Consider the following 14,042-nt stretch of genomic DNA (forward strand, 5'->3'; position numbering starts at 1 on the left):
GCTTGGAGCTCGCCGATTCCGGCCGGCTCCGTCCGGCTCACTGCTCGATTTCGGGCAGCGCGCGCTTCAATTCCTCGACGAAGCGGTCCATCACCGGCGTGCTCTTGCTCAGCTTGGACCGGTAGATGCAGGTCCGCAGCTCGATGCGCGGGCTGAACGGCCGCTTGACCACGTTCCATTCGACGGCGGAATGGAAGAAGTTCGGGTTGAGGAAGCCGACGCCCACCCCCGAGGCCACCAGCGCGCAGACGCCCACGCCATTGGCGGCCGTCACGGTCCGCCGGAAGGGCACGCCGCTCTGGAACAGGACGGACGAGATCATCTCGGCCGTGGTCGAGGTGCTGTCCAGCGAAACGAGGGTTTCGCCCGCCAGGTCCTCCGGCCGGACGATGGAGGCGCGGGCGAGCCGGTGGCCCTTGGGCAGCACCACCACCAGCGCATCGCGGCTGAGCACTTCCACGTCGCACATGCCGACCACGCGCGGGTCCACTTCACGCCCGCCGGCAGGGCCGATGCCCACGTCCGCGATGTTGTAGGCGACCTTCTCCAGCACGCCCCGCAGGCTGTCGATGTCCAGCTGCATCTGCGCATCCGGGAACGATTCGGAGATGCGCTTGATGGCTGCCGGCACCGGATGGAACACGGCCGGGCCGGCACAGACGATGTTCAGCCGCGAGAAGCTGGTCTGCCGCAACGCGGCGGCGGCGCTCTTGGCCGCGTGGATGCTGTTGACGGCCCTTTGCACGTAGGGCAGCAGCGTCTTGGCCTCCTGGGTCGGCACCAGCTTGCCCGACACCCGGGTGAACAGCTGCACGCCCAGCTCCTGCTCCAGCGCGGCCTTGAGCTTGCTGACCGCCGCCTCGGAGATGCCGAGCCGGTCGGCGGCCTCGGTCATGTTTCGGCACAGCATCATGGCCTGGAAGGCCTGCATCTGCGCCGAGGACAGCATGCGGCTGGAGTCGGGGCTTCGTTCGGGCTTGGTCATTCGGCCAATGATGTACGGCCGAGCGAGGCCAGCCATGCGCGCGACCACGCATGCAGGCGCGGCAGCTCGATCCGGCGCTCGCACATGTCCAGCTTCAGTTCCGGGCCGGCGAAGCGGGCGCCACCGAAACCCAGCAGCTCCTTCCAGCGCGCGGCGGCGCCGCAGAAGGTCTCGCGGAAACTGCGGTCGCCCAGGCAGACGACGCCGAACACGATGCCGGACAGGTCCACCCGGCGCTCGCGCAGGCTGGCTTGCAGGGGCTGCGCCGCCCTCGGCAGTTCGCCGCGGCCGAAGGTGCTGCTCACCACCAGCAGGAAACGGCCGCGCTGCGCCAGGGCGGTGGCCGGCGTCGAGCCGGCGTCGAGCATCTCGATGTCCGCGAACTCGGTGCGCAGGAACTCGCAGGCAAAGCCGCAGATCCGCCAGGCCATCCCGTTCGACGATGCGACCAGGACGCTCAGTCGACGCTGCATTCCCGCTGGCCGGCGATCAGCGGCCTGGTGCGCCCCAGTTTCTCGACGAACTTCTGGATGCAGGCGGAGAACTCGAGCGGACGCTCGAGGTAGATGGCATGGCCGGCTCCGGGCAGGATTTCGAAAACGGCGTGCTTCAGGCAGCCGAGCACCACCTCGCTGTCGCTCGGCGGCGTGATGTGGTCCTCGGAACCCACGTACAGCAGCACCGGCAGCCAGTCGGGGATCTGCTCGGCGAACGGCCGCACGTCGGCGCGCGCGAGCATGTGGGAGGCGTGGGCGTAACCGTCGTAGCGCACCTTGGACATGGTGGCCACGATGCGGCTGACCACTTCCGGATCGGCGTTCGGCGTCACCAGCCGCGGGCCGCGGCGTTCGGCCATTCCCGCCGGACCCAGGGCGCACAGCGAGTAGATCCGGTCGATGAAGCGCTCCTGCTGCACCTCTTTGGGCATCGCGCCGAAGCCTTGCGGCACGCTACACAGGGAAAGCGACAGCAGCCGCTCGGGGCAGCGGGCCGCGAACCCTGCGCCGATCAGCGCGCCGAGCGAATGGCCCACCAGGTGGAAGGAATCCAGGGCCAGCCAGTCGACGAACTGCTGCAGGCGGTCGACGTAGTCCGGCAGCTCGGGTTGCTCGCAGTCCAGGGCGGCGCTCATCCCGTACCCGGGCAGCCCCCAGGAGATCACGCGGAAGCTGCCCGACAGGTGCTCGATCTGGCGGCTGAAGGAATCGAACGACGAGCCGATGCCATGCAGGAAGACGATGACCGGGCCGGAGCCCTCATCGAAGTACTCCGAGCCGTAAAGGCCCTCGATGTGGGTGTAGGACGGGGTCATACGATGCTCACGCCGCGCTCGTGCACTGGCCCAGCGCCTTGCGGATCGCACCCGCGGCCACGTGCAGCAGCCATTGCCTGGGCGGCGGCAGGTCGGGGATGGCGGCAGCCAGTTGCTCCTGGATCTGCAGGCCCTGCGCCAGGTCGTGCGCCTCCCTGCCCACCAGCGACGCCTCCAGGCCGGCCAGGCGGACCGGGTGGTCGGCCAGCCCGCCGAGCGCGATGGCGGCGCTCGCGACGCGGCCGTCGCCCGACACTCCCAGGTTGGCCGCGGCGCAGGCGACGCCGAAACGCGAGGCGGCGTGCTTGACCTTGACGTAGCCGCAGCGCACCTGCTGGCGCGGCGCTGCCACCGAGATGGACTCGAGGACCTCGTCCGGCCGCAGCGCGGTGGACATCAGCCCGTCGAACCAGTCCGACACCGCGATGGCACGCTCTTCCCCGAGGGAGCGCACATGCAGGCGGGCGTCGAGCGCCAGCACGCAGACCGGGAAGTCGGCGTTCGGATCGCTGTTGCAAAGCGAGCCACCGATGGTTCCCCGGTTGCGCACGAGCATGTCGGCCACCTGCCCGGCAACGACGGGGACCAGCGGCACCCGTGCCGCGAGCAAGGGGTCGCTCTCCAATTCGCGGTAGCTGGTGGCTGCGCCGATAAGGACACGCCCGTCCTCTTCCCGCACGCCCTTGAGCTCGCTGCAAGCGGAAATGTCGATCAGGTGCGAAGGGCTCGCCAGCCGCAGCTTCAGCGCCGGCACCAGGCTGTGGCCTCCGGCCAGCAGCTTGACATCGCCGTCCAGGGACGAGAGCAGGCGAAGGGCGTGGTCGATGCTCTCCGCGCGGTGGTAGTCAAACCGGGGTGAATACATGGGTCACTCCACCGTGCGAGGCGCACCGGCGATCCGGGATGCGGCATCCTGGACGGCCTTGACGATGTTCTGGTAGCCGGTGCAGCGGCAGATGTTGCCGTCCAGGAGCTCCCGGACCTGGGCCTCGGTGGGCTCGGGATGCCGGCGCAGGATCTCCTGCGAGGACATCAGCATCCCGGGCGTGCAGAAGCCGCACTGGAGCGCGTGGTTGTCCATGAAGGCCTGCTGCAGCGCGCTCAGCGCACCGTCCTTGGCCAGCGACTCCACCGTCCTGACGCGGGCGCCTTCGCACTGCACGGCGAGCACGGTGCAGGACTTGACGGCACTGCCATCCAGTTCCACGGTGCAGGCACCGCACTGGCTGGTGTCGCAGCCGATGTGGGTGCCGGTCAGGCCCAGCTGCTCGCGCAGCAGGTGGACCAGCAGGGTGCGCGGCTCGACCGTCACGCGGCGCTGCTCGCCGTTGACGTCGATGCTGATGGTGCGTTCGTTCACTGCACTACCTCGAATGATGGGGAGCTTGGGGTTCAGGCGTGCCGCTGCGACACGTGCCAGCTGAGGAGCCGCTTTTCCGAGAGCGCGACCAGGCCGTACAGAACCATGGTCAGCGCCGACAGCAGGATCAGTGCCGCGAACATGAGCTTGGCATCCAGCGCGCCGTTGGCGTAGAGCAGCAGGTAGCCCAGGCCCTGGTTGGATCCCACGAACTCGCCGACCACGGCGCCGACGGCCGCCAGGGTCATGGCGATCTTCATGGAGCTCACCACGGAGGGCAGTGCGACCGGCAGGCGAAGGTGCACGAAGCGCTGCCAGGCCGAAGCGCCCATCGAGTTCATCAGCATCATCGGCTCGCGCTCGACGGAGCGCAGGCCGCTCATGGTGTTGACGAGCACCGGGAAGAACGCCACCAGCACCGAGATCAGCATGATCGGCATCAGCCCGAAGCCCATCCACATGATCAGCAGCGGCGCCACCGCAACCTTGGGCAGCACCTGCGAGGTGAGCAGCCACGGGTACAGCACGGCATCGACCAGCGGCAGTTGCACCAGGATCGCCGCCAGCACGACGCCGACCACGACGGACAGCACGAAGGAGCCGGCGATCTCGAGGGTGGTCACCATCGTGTGCTGCATCAGCAGCTCGCGCTTGTCCACCAGGGTCGCGAGGATGTCGCTGGGCGACGGCATGATGTAGCCGGGGATGCTGCCGCTGCGCGACAGGACCTCCCAGGCCACCAGGACCAGGATCGCCAGGACGGCCGAAATGACATGCGCGCGCTTCATCAGATCACCTTCAGTTCACGGAACACGTCGCGGATCCAGCGCTGGTAGTGCAGGAACTCCGGGGTCTCGCGCAGCTCCAGCGTCCGCGGCCGCGGCAGCTCGATGCGGATGTCCTGCGCCACCCGCCCCGGCCGGGGCGACATGACGAGCACGCGGTCCGACAGGAACACCGCCTCCGAGATGTCGTGCGTGATGAACAAGGCGGTCTTCTTTCGCGTGCTGTTCCAGATCTTCTGCAGGTCCAGCAGCATCTGGTCCCGGGTCAGCGAGTCCAGCGCACCGAAGGGTTCGTCGAACATCAGCAGGTTGGCGTCGTGCACCATCGCGCGGCACAAGGCCACGCGCTGGCGCATGCCGCCGGACAGCTGCCAGGGGTAGGAATTCTCGAAGCCGGCGAGGCCGACACTCGCGAGCAGCTCGCGCGCGCGATCGGTCATCTGGGCCAGTGGAAGGCCCCGGATGCGGGCCTGCAGCAGCACGTTCTCCAGCACGGTCTTCCAGTCGAACAGGACGTCCTTCTGGAACACGATGCCCAGGTCGGTCAGCGGGCCGGTCAGGCGCTTGCCGTGGATGGCGAGCGTCCCGCTGGTCGGCTGGGAAAACCCGCCGCACATCTGCATCAGCGTGGTCTTGCCGCAGCCGCTGGGGCCGACGATGGAAACGAAGCTGCCCGCTTCGAGCTGCAAGGTGGTCGGTGCCAGCGCGTCGACCCGCTGGCCCTTGAAGACGAAACTCTTGGTGACCGCTTGCAGGTCGATGGCCGGGGGGTCGGCGACCACGGCCCGGTCGTCTGTCACTTTCATCGGATTGCGCATCAGTTCGCCTGCCCATTCCTGGCCTTGTTGTCGTTCCTGCGTGCCAGCATCTCCACGATGTCGGACCGGCGCACGGGAATGCGCGAGATCCGGCAGTCGCCCCCGATCGCGTTCTCGATGGCGGCGGGCAGGACGGCGGGCGGCGAGATCGGCCCGCTTTCGCCGATGGCGCGCACCCCCAGCGGGTTCTCGACGGTCGGAAACACGAAGTGCTCGATGTCCAGGTTGGGCACGTCCTCGGCCCGCGGCATGTAGTAGTCCATCAGGGAGCCGGACAGCACCTGGCCGTTCTCGTCGTAGACCATCTCTTCGCCGAGCGCAGCCCCCAGGCCTTGCGCGAACCCGCCGTGGATCTGTCCGTCGACGACCATCGCGTTCAGGGGGGTGCCGCAATCGTGCGTGATCGAGTACTTCACGATCTGCACGTCGGCGGTTTCGGGGTCGAGTTCGACCTCGGCGATGTGGAATCCGCCCGACCAGGTGACCGTGCGCGGATAGAAGTACTCGGTCGCCGTCAGGTTGGGACCACCGAGGTCCTTCATGAGCGCGCTGCGGCCGGACAGGTGCGCCAGTTCGACGAACGACACCTCCTTTCGGTCCCGGCCTGCGCCGGCTGCAATGCAGCCACCCGACACGCTGACTTCGTCGGCCGCACAGTGGAACAAGGCGGCGCCCAGCTTCCTGAGCTTGTCGATCAGGCTCAGGCACGCCAGGTGCACCGCGTTGCTGGTGTTCACCCCGACCCGGCTCGCGCCAGTGCCGAAGCCCTCGCGGATCAGGCTGGTGTCGCCGCCCGAGACCTTCACCATCTCGAACGGGACTTCCAGCGTCGCGGCACACACCTGCGCGAAGGTCGTCTCGTGGCTCTGGCCCTGCGAGTTCACGCCGATCGAGACGTGGACCAGGCCCTTCTCGCTGATCGAGACCGTGGCGCCTTCGCAGGGGCCGATGCCGCCGGCCTCGACATAGCTGGAGATCGCCATGCCGCGCAGCTTGCCGGCCTGGGCCGCTTGCGCGCGGCGCTGCTCGAAGCCGTCGTAGTCCGACATCCGGACTGCCGCCTCCAGCATGGCGGGGTAGTCGCCGACGTCGTAGCGCACGGGCACGCCGTCGCGGTAGATCAGCCCGCTCTCGTAGGGCATCTCGTCGGGCTGGATCAGGTTCCGGCGCCGGACCTCGAGCGGCGAAAGGCCGAGGCGGCCGGCCAGCAGATCGATCATCCGGTCCATCGTGAACGTCGCCTCGAGCCGGCCCGCCCCGCGGTAGGGGCTGGACGGCGTCTTGTGGGTGGAGATCGACCAGGCTTCGGCGCGCAAGGCCGGCACCTTGTAGTGGATCAGCAGGTGGTTGATCGTGTTGGTGGGGCACACCATCTCGAAATGGTTGAAGGCACCCACGTCCTTGTAGACCTTGATGTCGATGCCCCGGATGGTTCCATCCGCGCCCGCAGCCAGGCGCACCTCGTGGATCTGCTCGCCCGACTGGTTGCAGGCGAGCATGTACTCGCTGCGCGTCTCGGCCCACCGCACGGGCTTGCGCAGGTGCCAGGCCAGCACGGGAACGACCAGGTCCTCGGCATAGCAGGGCGCCTTGTGGCCGAAGCCGCCGCCGACATCGCGGGAGATCACGCGGACGGCGCTGGGCTCCATGTCCAGCACGTCGGCCACGGCCCTGCGCACGCTGTAGGGCAGCTGGGTCGTCGACCACATCTGGATCTCGCCGGTGTTCGCGTCGAACTGGCTGACGACGGCGCGGCACTCGATCGACATCGACTTGAGGCTCTGCATCACCAGCCTGTCCTCGACCACGACCTCGGCGCGGGCGAACGCCTCGTCGACGGCGCCGAACGCGTGTTGCAGATGGGCGACCACGTTGCGGTAGCCCTCGTGCACCGCCCCGTCCGGCGCGGCGAAGGCCTTCATCATGTCGGCGATGGGCTCGAGCTCCTCGTAGTCCACCAGCACTTCGGCCGCCGCATCGGCGGCGATGTAGGCATCGCTTGCCACCACCACGGCCACCGGCTGCCCGACGAACTTGACCTCCCGGCCGAGGACGGCGTGGGGCGGCGTCCGGTTGAAGTCGCAGTAGGGGTTGGCGAGCGAACCCGGCTCCATGAGTTCGGGAACATGCGCATCGAACTGCGGCAGGTCCTCCGGGCCCAGCACGGCATGCACCCCCTCGAGTGCCAGCGCGGCCGACTTGTCGACGCCCCGCACGCGGGCGTGCGCGTACGGGCTGCGCACGAACACCGCATGCAGGCAGCCGGGGATCTTCACGTCGTCCGTGTACCGGCCCGTCCCGGTGACGAACCGGGGATCCTCGACCCGCTTGACGCTGCGTCCAATCAAATCGGAATTCATCGCGCTTATTCGACGAAGCGGTTCGTGTAGTACGGTTTGCCGGTGAACTTCAGGTCCAGCACGCGGGTCGCCGTCTGTTCGGCATCGCGCCAGTCTTCCGGCGCCATCCAGCCGAACGGCTTTCCGTTGGAACGCGCCGTGTGGACGTAGGCATTCAGGTTGCGGACCGTCTCGACGAACTCGCTGCGGCGGGCGCGCAGGAGTTCGTTGCCCTGGACGATCTCGTCGACCGCCTGCTCGGGGTTGGCCTGCAGGCTCTTCCAGGCCTCGGCCGTCGCCAGGACGAACTTGCGGACCTGTTCGCCGTTCTTCTCCAGGAAGCTGTTGTTGACGATCAGGCAGAAGCCCGGCAGGTTGATGCCCGCATCGGCGAAGTCGAAGGACTTGTAGCGGACTTCGGCACCGCCCTTCATGCCTTGCATCAGCGGCACGCCGAGCCCGCCGAAGGTGGCGACGCCGTCGGCGTTGCCGGCGATGACCATGCGGTACTTGGCGCCGCCGTCCACCGCATTGACCTTGACCTTGCCGCCGTCCAGCTTGTAGTGCGCCAGGTAGGCCGGCAGCATGGCCGACTGCGCATCCCCCGCCGTCGTGGTGAGCGACTTGCCGGCGAGCTCCTGCGGGCTGTTCACCTTCGCGTCCTCGCGGACCGCGATGCTCATCAGGTTCTTCCGGTACAGGACCGCCACGGCAGTCACCGGCACGCCATTGGCAGCGCCGCGCAGGACCGAGGAGCCGTCGACGTGGCCGATCTGGTCATTGCCCCGCCCCACCAGCTGCAGCGTGTTCAACGAACCCTTGCCCTCGTTGATCTCGACGTTGAGACCGGCGCTCTTGTACAGGCCCTTGGCGTGCGCCAGCAGGATCGGCGCTTGCCAGCCACCGGCCGCCCAGTCCAGGCGAAGGCTGATCTTTTCCTGCGCCATGGCGGCCGGGCCCAGAAGGCCCAGACCCAGCGCGACAACTGCCAAACGATTCATTGGGGTAGTCTCCTTGTTGAAAAGGACGCATCGACCCGCGGCGATGCGCCCTGTCTTGCCTGCTTCAGTCAGCGGTTCCGACGTAGCGCAGGAAGGTCACGTCGCCGGCCGACGCATTCTCGAAACGCTTGCGCTGTCCCGGCGGATTGAACACGAGCTCCCTGATCCCGAGCGAAGTGGCCTGGGCGCCATCGGCACCGTCCCAGAACACCCGCAGCGCGCCTTCCAGCACGAAGAACACGTCTTCGGCACCGATCGCGTTCGCCGACGAGGCAGCGCCCGCCGGCACCTTCACCATCTCCACGGTATAGCCGCCCGGCTTGATGCCGTCGCCGCCCACGTAGTCGGCCTTCAGCCAGCCTTCGTCGGAGCGGACGAACGCCAGGTTGCGCGCGCGCATGATGTTGCGCGCGAACTCCTGGTGCCGCGGGTCGCTGGAGTGCTCGTCCAGCCGGACCGTCTTGCCCGGCGCCGCGCCGAAGGCACGCGCCTGCGCCGGATCCTTGCCTTCGGGGTCGAACGTGTAGGCCGGCGGAAGGGGTTTGCCGCTGCCGACCGTGATCGTCATCAGCGCGGGATCGGGCCCGTCATTGCGGAATCCGTGCGGGCGTCCGATCTTGTTCAGCACGAGGTCGCCCGGGCCGAGCCTGGCTTCGATGACCTCGTCGCCGTACACCCAGCCCACGGTCATGTAGCCCTCCAGCACCATGAAGTGCTCGACGCACTCGTGGGAATGGGCCGGCGCGTAGCGCCCGACCGGCGTGTGCACCAGGCTCACGGTGAACGATCGCGTGGGCAGCGTGTTGGGATCGCTCACCTTCGACGAACCGCCGCTGCCGACGAACCGCATCTGGCCCCGCACCAGCTCGGGGTTGTTCGACTCGGTGGTGAACGCATTCCAGTCCCAGTCCTTGTTCACCGCGCGGCCGGTGCACTTCTCGATTTCCATATGCGATCCCATGATTCCTTCTTTGACATAGATCAAGGCTGCGCGATGATCAGTGAATCGGTGTGCGGGCTCAACCAGCAAATCCTTAACGTTTGGTTGAGAGCCGCAGCTGCGCGCGCAGTCCGCCTCTCGCGCGACGTTCAGGCGGTGCAATCGCTGCAAGCGGGTCGATGCGCAATCGGCCATCGCTTCGGCGCTGGAGCACGCGACGGCAAGGCAAGCATGCGCTGGTCGGCGGACCGCTGATCGCAGTCCGCCTGCGGGAACGGCCGCCGCAGCAGCCAGGAGCGGCCCGGCGAGGCCTAGCGGGCAGCGTTGCCGGCCGCGTACGCAGCCGTCGCCGCAACGACGTCGGCCACGGCGATGGTCGATTCCGTCTGGCCCGCCGGCAGCACGATCACGCCGTCGGCGTCGGCGACCAGGCGGGCACCGGGCGTGAAAGTGATGCCGCCGAAGTGCACCGGCACGTCGACCTCGCCGCCGCTGCCAAGGCCCGCCCGGCGCGGCACCGTGCCGAGCGCCTTGACCCCGAGGTCCATCGCGTCGATCTCGGCGCTGTCCCGGATCCAGCCGTTCACCACCACCCCGGCCCAGCCGTTGCGCACTGCCAGGCCGGCCATGACGTCGCCGAACAGCGCATGCCAGGCCAGGGCTGCGCCATCGACGACCAGCACCTGCCCGTGGCCGGGCTGGTTGACCAGGTCGCGCAGCACGCCGATGCCGTTCACGCAGCGCACGGTGCGGACGGCGCCGGCAAAGGTGCGCCGGCGGCCGAAACCCGCGAAGGGCAGCTCGCACACCTGCGCCTCAGGGCAAGCGTCGCAAAGATCGGCGGTCTTGAAGCTCATGGCGACGATTGTCGTGGCGGGCGCGATGCCGTGCCGTGTTCGGCCTGCCCCCGCACTTGCGCATTTCCTCTGCGGGGACGGCATCGGGCGGCGTGTGAGAATCCATTCCGACCCGTCCCGTCATCGAACAGTCCGCATGCAGCAAGCCGGCATCCGCCTCCAGGAATTCCTTGTCGCCAGGACGCGCCGGGGTGAAGGCGCCCGCGGCGACGCACCCGACTCCCGCACGCCGACGGCGCTGGCGGCTGCCGGTGCGCTGGAGCAGTGAGGAGCCCCGCCTTGGATATCAAGGAACTCAGGAGCTTCTGCATGGTGGCCAAGCTCGGGACCTTTTCGAAGGCCTCCGCAGCGCTGAATCTGGGCCAGCCCGCCGTCACCAAGCACGTCCAGCGCCTGGAGTCGGAACTCGGCCGCTCCCTGTTCGAGCGCAACATGCGCCCCCTGAGGCTCACCGCCGCGGGAAGCAACCTGCTTCGCATGGCCGAGCCTTTGGTGGAAGGCCTCGACACGCTCAGCCAACACTCGCCGCTCGCGGCGACCACCCCTGTTGCGGTCGGGGTTCCGCATGGGTTCATCGGCTCCATCCTGCCCGAGGCCGTCCTCGGGTTGCGCAGCGCCTTCCCGATGGCCCGGGCGCGCATCCTCACCGGCACCAAGGAGGAGCTCTATGAAATGGTGCAGGCAGGGCTCCTGGACTTCGCCGTGGCACCCGATCCGGGGCCATCGCGCAGCCTGGACTTCACCCCGCTGTTTCCGTCCGAACGGGTCCTGATCGCGCCACGCGACCATCCGCTGGCCAAGCAAGCGCCCGCATCGCTCGAGGAGATCGCGCGCTACCCACTGATCCTGCCGCGGCACCAGACGCAGACCCGCGCGCTGCTGGAGAGCGAATTTCGCCGCCTCAGGATCCCCTACGACATCGTGGTCGAGCTGGACAGCATCGAACTGCTCGAGCGCTACGTGGAGCTGGGCGTCGGGCTGGCGATCGGGCTGAGGGGGGCCCGGCGTGCGGAATCGTGGATCCGCCTGTCCGTCGTCGGCCTGGACCACCTGCTGCCCTCCGACATGACCGGCCTGATCCGCCGGCGGTCCTCGCCGCTGTCCGAACCGGCGATGGCACTGATCGCCAAGCTGCAAGACCTGACCAAGCCGGTGGCGGCTGCACGGCGGGCCCGCTCGCGCGCCTAGCACCGGCCGGCGCGGGGGTCCGCGGCGAACCCGGGCGCCGCGGAGTGGAATGGAATAGTGATTGACATGAAATTCCATAATGGAATAATTGAGTCGACGCCATTCCACCTGCCCGACACCCGCCATCACCGTGGATCTGACGGATCTTTCCCTGAGCGCCGCCGCCGAACTCCTGCGCGAGCGCCAGCTGTCGCCCGTCGACTATGTCCAGGCGTGCTTGCAGCGCATCGAGCGATACGACCCGAACCTCAACGCCTTCATCAGCGTCGACCGTGAAGGCGCGATGCGCGGCGCACGCCTGGCGGAGCGCGAGATCGCCGATGGCCATTGGCGCGGCCCGCTCCATGGCGTGCCGGTGGCGCTCAAGGACATCTTCGACGTCGCAGGCCAGCGCACCTCCAACCATTCCAGGGTGCGCATGGACCACGTGGCCGGCGCCGACGCCTTCGTGGTCGGCAAGCTGCGCCAGGCCGGCGCCATCCTGGTCGGCAAGACGGCCCTGCACGAATTCGCCACCGGCGGGCCGTCATTCGACCTGCCATGGCCGCCCGCGCGCAATCCGTGGAAGTGCAGCCACCACCCCGGCGGCTCCTCGAGCGGATCGGGCGCGGCGGTCGCGGCGGGACTGGTGCCGGTGGCCCTGGGAACCGACACCGGAGGGTCGGTCCGCCATCCCGCCACCGTGTGCGGAGTGACCGGCATGAAGCCCACGTACGGCACCGTCAGCCGGGCCGGGGTGTTCCCGCTGGCCTTCTCGCTGGACCATGTCGGCCCCCTCACCCGCACCGTCCGCGACAACGCGCTCGTCCTGCAGGCGCTGTTCGGCAAGGATCCCGCCGACCCCTCCAGCGTCGAGCACCCCGCCCCCGACATGGAAGCCTCGCTCGCACTCGGCATGCGGGGACTGCGGATCGGGGTCATCGAGGGGTTCGGCGCAGGTGCTGCGCCGGAGATCCTGGGCGCGTTCGAGCAGGCCTGCCGCGTCGTGGAGCAGATGGGCGCCCAGCTCGTGCCCATCCGCCTGTCCCCGCTCGACACCTACGTCGGCTGCGGCCGGCTCATCCTGCAGGCCGAAGGCTTCGCCGTGCACGAGCACTGGTTGCGGACGCGCCCGGGCGACTACGGCATGCGCGGCCGCACCCGGCTGCTTCCGGGTGCCTTCCTGGGTGCGAGCGACTACATCCGGGCCCAGCAACTGCGCACCCTGCTCGTTCGGGAATTCCAGGCGGCGATGGCCGGCGTCGATGCGGCCTTGTGCGTCTCCAGCCTCGAGCTGCCTTGCCGGATCGACGACGAGGCCGAGGTGGACCGGACCTACGACCGGCAGGCCCGCACGCCATTCAACCTGACCGGGACCCCGGCCATTTCGGTTCCCATGGGGTTCTCGCAAGGCGGCCTGCCGATCGGCCTGCAGGTGGTGGGCAACGCCTTCGACGAGGCGATGGTGTTCCGCGTGGCCCACGCCTACGAGGCGGCCACCGACTGGCACCGCCGCCGCCCCGACCTGGAGGCTCTCGGCGCCAGGCCGTGAGCACCCGCCCCACTCAACAAGGACCATCCGGCATGCATCCCCGCGATCGAATCGAATACTCGTCTCCCTTCCATCGGCCGCCCCTGCGAATCGCCGATGGCACCCGCCTGATCATCTGGCCCGTCGTGAACGTCGAGGAGTGGGAGATCGAGCGGCCGATGCCGCGGCACGCATCGCCGCCGCCCGGCGGGGTGACCGGCGCCGTGCCCGACATGCCCAACTGGACCTGGCACGAGTACGGCATGCGCGTGGGCTTCTGGCGCCTGCTCGAGGCCTTCGACAAACGCGGCATCCGCCCGACCATGTCCATCAACGCCAAGGTGTGCGAGACCAGCCCGCGCGTGGCCGAGGCCGCACGCGACGCAGGCTGGGAGTTCATGGCGCACTGCTACGTGCAGATGCCGATCCACAAGATCGAGGACCAGCCGGCCATGATCGGCCAGTCCCTCGACACGCTGGAGCGCTTCCTGGGCCATCGCCCGCGCGGCTGGCTGGGCCCGGGGCGGACCCAGACGCTCGACACGCTCGAGCATGTGGCCGCGAGCGGCCTGGACTGGTTCGGCGACTGGATCCTCGACGACCAGCCGCTGTGGGTGAAGACGGCGACCCGGCCGCTCGTCTCCATTCCGTACACGGTCGAGATCAACGACATCACCGTCATGGTGAGCGGCCAGCACGAGTCGGACGCCTTGCTGCGCCGCGCCCGCGATGCCTTTGAGCGGCTCTACGCGGAAGGCGAGGAGTCGGTCCGCATCATGGCCTTCGGCGTTCATCCGTACGTTACGGGCGCCGCGCACCGGATCCGGTATTTCGAGGAGATGCTGGACCTGTTCGCGGGCCGCGAAGGCGTCCAGTTCTGGAACGGCGACCAGATCCATGGCTGGTTCGTCGAGCAGCGACCCCACCCGGACCGCCAGCCGGCCTGA

General features: G+C 68.5%; 15 protein-coding genes. 4 read left to right on the forward strand and 11 right to left on the reverse strand.

The window, feature by feature from the left end; all coding sequences use genetic code 11:
- Window positions 1-37: 37 nt before the first annotated feature.
- From PE066_RS05570 to rraA, 11 genes are all read right to left on the reverse strand, one after another.
- Window positions 38-985 carry a LysR family transcriptional regulator gene (locus PE066_RS05570; RefSeq protein ID WP_271235568.1) on the reverse strand — a complete coding sequence of 316 codons (948 nt, stop codon included), beginning with the start codon at window positions 983-985 and terminating at the stop codon, window positions 38-40.
- Window positions 982-1,458, reverse strand: a complete 477-nt coding sequence (locus PE066_RS05575) for a flavodoxin domain-containing protein (RefSeq protein ID WP_271235569.1) — start codon at window positions 1,456-1,458, stop codon at window positions 982-984. The genes PE066_RS05570 and PE066_RS05575 overlap by 4 nt, the downstream gene beginning before the upstream one ends.
- Window positions 1,443-2,297 (reverse strand): alpha/beta fold hydrolase, encoded by an 855-nt coding sequence (locus PE066_RS05580; protein WP_271235570.1) that lies wholly within the window; start codon window positions 2,295-2,297, stop codon window positions 1,443-1,445. The genes PE066_RS05575 and PE066_RS05580 overlap by 16 nt, the downstream gene beginning before the upstream one ends.
- 7 nt (window positions 2,298-2,304) lie before the next feature.
- On the reverse strand, window positions 2,305-3,162 hold the full coding sequence (locus PE066_RS05585) for an FAD binding domain-containing protein (protein ID WP_271235571.1): 858 nt from the start codon (window positions 3,160-3,162) through the stop codon (window positions 2,305-2,307).
- A gap of 3 nt (window positions 3,163-3,165) precedes the next feature.
- A complete protein-coding gene (locus PE066_RS05590) occupies window positions 3,166-3,657 on the reverse strand; it encodes a (2Fe-2S)-binding protein (RefSeq protein ID WP_271235572.1) in 492 nt (163 codons plus the stop codon).
- A gap of 32 nt (window positions 3,658-3,689) precedes the next feature.
- A complete protein-coding gene (locus tag PE066_RS05595; RefSeq protein ID WP_271235573.1) occupies window positions 3,690-4,445 on the reverse strand; it encodes an ABC transporter permease in 756 nt (251 codons plus the stop codon).
- Complete coding sequence (locus PE066_RS05600; RefSeq protein WP_271235574.1) at window positions 4,445-5,248, reverse strand: ABC transporter ATP-binding protein; 804 nt, start codon at window positions 5,246-5,248, stop codon at window positions 4,445-4,447. Before PE066_RS05600 ends, PE066_RS05595 begins: the two co-directional genes overlap by 1 nt.
- An 11-nt stretch (window positions 5,249-5,259) precedes the next feature.
- A complete protein-coding gene (locus PE066_RS05605; RefSeq protein WP_271235575.1) occupies window positions 5,260-7,620 on the reverse strand; it encodes a xanthine dehydrogenase family protein molybdopterin-binding subunit in 2,361 nt (786 codons plus the stop codon).
- A 5-nt stretch (window positions 7,621-7,625) separates the two neighbouring features.
- The gene (locus PE066_RS05610) at window positions 7,626-8,600 is read right to left on the reverse strand and encodes an ABC transporter substrate-binding protein (protein ID WP_271235576.1); all 975 of its coding nucleotides are present in this window, start codon (window positions 8,598-8,600) and stop codon (window positions 7,626-7,628) included.
- Between the two features lie 64 nt (window positions 8,601-8,664).
- Window positions 8,665-9,561, reverse strand: coding sequence for a cupin domain-containing protein (locus PE066_RS05615; RefSeq protein WP_271235577.1), 897 nt, complete (start codon window positions 9,559-9,561; stop codon window positions 8,665-8,667).
- Window positions 9,562-9,851: 290 nt separating this feature from the next.
- Window positions 9,852-10,397 (reverse strand): ribonuclease E activity regulator RraA, encoded by a 546-nt coding sequence (gene rraA / locus PE066_RS05620; protein ID WP_271235578.1) that lies wholly within the window; start codon window positions 10,395-10,397, stop codon window positions 9,852-9,854.
- A 136-nt stretch (window positions 10,398-10,533) separates the two neighbouring features.
- Here rraA and PE066_RS05625 point away from each other — a divergent pair, with 136 nt between their 5' ends.
- From PE066_RS05625 to PE066_RS05640, 4 genes are all read left to right on the forward strand, one after another.
- Entirely contained in the window at window positions 10,534-10,665 is a 132-nt protein-coding gene (locus PE066_RS05625) for a hypothetical protein (RefSeq protein WP_271235579.1), read from the forward strand.
- Window positions 10,666-10,676: 11 nt separating this feature from the next.
- Window positions 10,677-11,585: a LysR family transcriptional regulator gene (locus PE066_RS05630; protein WP_271235580.1), complete on the forward strand. Its 909-nt coding sequence runs from the start codon at window positions 10,677-10,679 to the stop codon at window positions 11,583-11,585.
- A gap of 88 nt (window positions 11,586-11,673) precedes the next feature.
- Window positions 11,674-13,116 carry an amidase gene (locus PE066_RS05635; protein WP_271235581.1) on the forward strand — a complete coding sequence of 481 codons (1,443 nt, stop codon included), beginning with the start codon at window positions 11,674-11,676 and terminating at the stop codon, window positions 13,114-13,116.
- Between the two features lie 32 nt (window positions 13,117-13,148).
- Entirely contained in the window at window positions 13,149-14,042 is an 894-nt protein-coding gene (locus PE066_RS05640) for a polysaccharide deacetylase family protein (RefSeq protein WP_271235582.1), read from the forward strand.

The sequence above is a fragment of the Ramlibacter tataouinensis genome, from assembly GCF_027941915.1.
Classification (GTDB): Bacteria; Pseudomonadota; Gammaproteobacteria; order Burkholderiales; family Burkholderiaceae_C; genus Ramlibacter; species Ramlibacter tataouinensis_C.

Coding starts and splice junctions, on each gene's coding strand:
- PE066_RS05610 (WP_271235576.1), bottom strand. CDS start 8,600: ATGAATCGTTTGGCAGTTGTCGCGCTGGGTCTGGGCCTTCTGGGCCCG.
- PE066_RS05570 (WP_271235568.1), bottom strand. CDS start 985: ATGACCAAGCCCGAACGAAGCCCCGACTCCAGCCGCATGCTGTCCTCG.
- PE066_RS05625 (WP_271235579.1), top strand. CDS start 10,534: ATGCAGCAAGCCGGCATCCGCCTCCAGGAATTCCTTGTCGCCAGGACG.
- rraA (WP_271235578.1), bottom strand. CDS start 10,397: ATGAGCTTCAAGACCGCCGATCTTTGCGACGCTTGCCCTGAGGCGCAG.
- PE066_RS05605 (WP_271235575.1), bottom strand. CDS start 7,620: ATGAATTCCGATTTGATTGGACGCAGCGTCAAGCGGGTCGAGGATCCC.
- PE066_RS05580 (WP_271235570.1), bottom strand. CDS start 2,297: ATGACCCCGTCCTACACCCACATCGAGGGCCTTTACGGCTCGGAGTAC.
- PE066_RS05585 (WP_271235571.1), bottom strand. CDS start 3,162: ATGTATTCACCCCGGTTTGACTACCACCGCGCGGAGAGCATCGACCAC.
- PE066_RS05595 (WP_271235573.1), bottom strand. CDS start 4,445: ATGAAGCGCGCGCATGTCATTTCGGCCGTCCTGGCGATCCTGGTCCTG.
- PE066_RS05615 (WP_271235577.1), bottom strand. CDS start 9,561: ATGGGATCGCATATGGAAATCGAGAAGTGCACCGGCCGCGCGGTGAAC.
- PE066_RS05640 (WP_271235582.1), top strand. CDS start 13,149: ATGCATCCCCGCGATCGAATCGAATACTCGTCTCCCTTCCATCGGCCG.
- PE066_RS05575 (WP_271235569.1), bottom strand. CDS start 1,458: ATGCAGCGTCGACTGAGCGTCCTGGTCGCATCGTCGAACGGGATGGCC.
- PE066_RS05600 (WP_271235574.1), bottom strand. CDS start 5,248: ATGAAAGTGACAGACGACCGGGCCGTGGTCGCCGACCCCCCGGCCATC.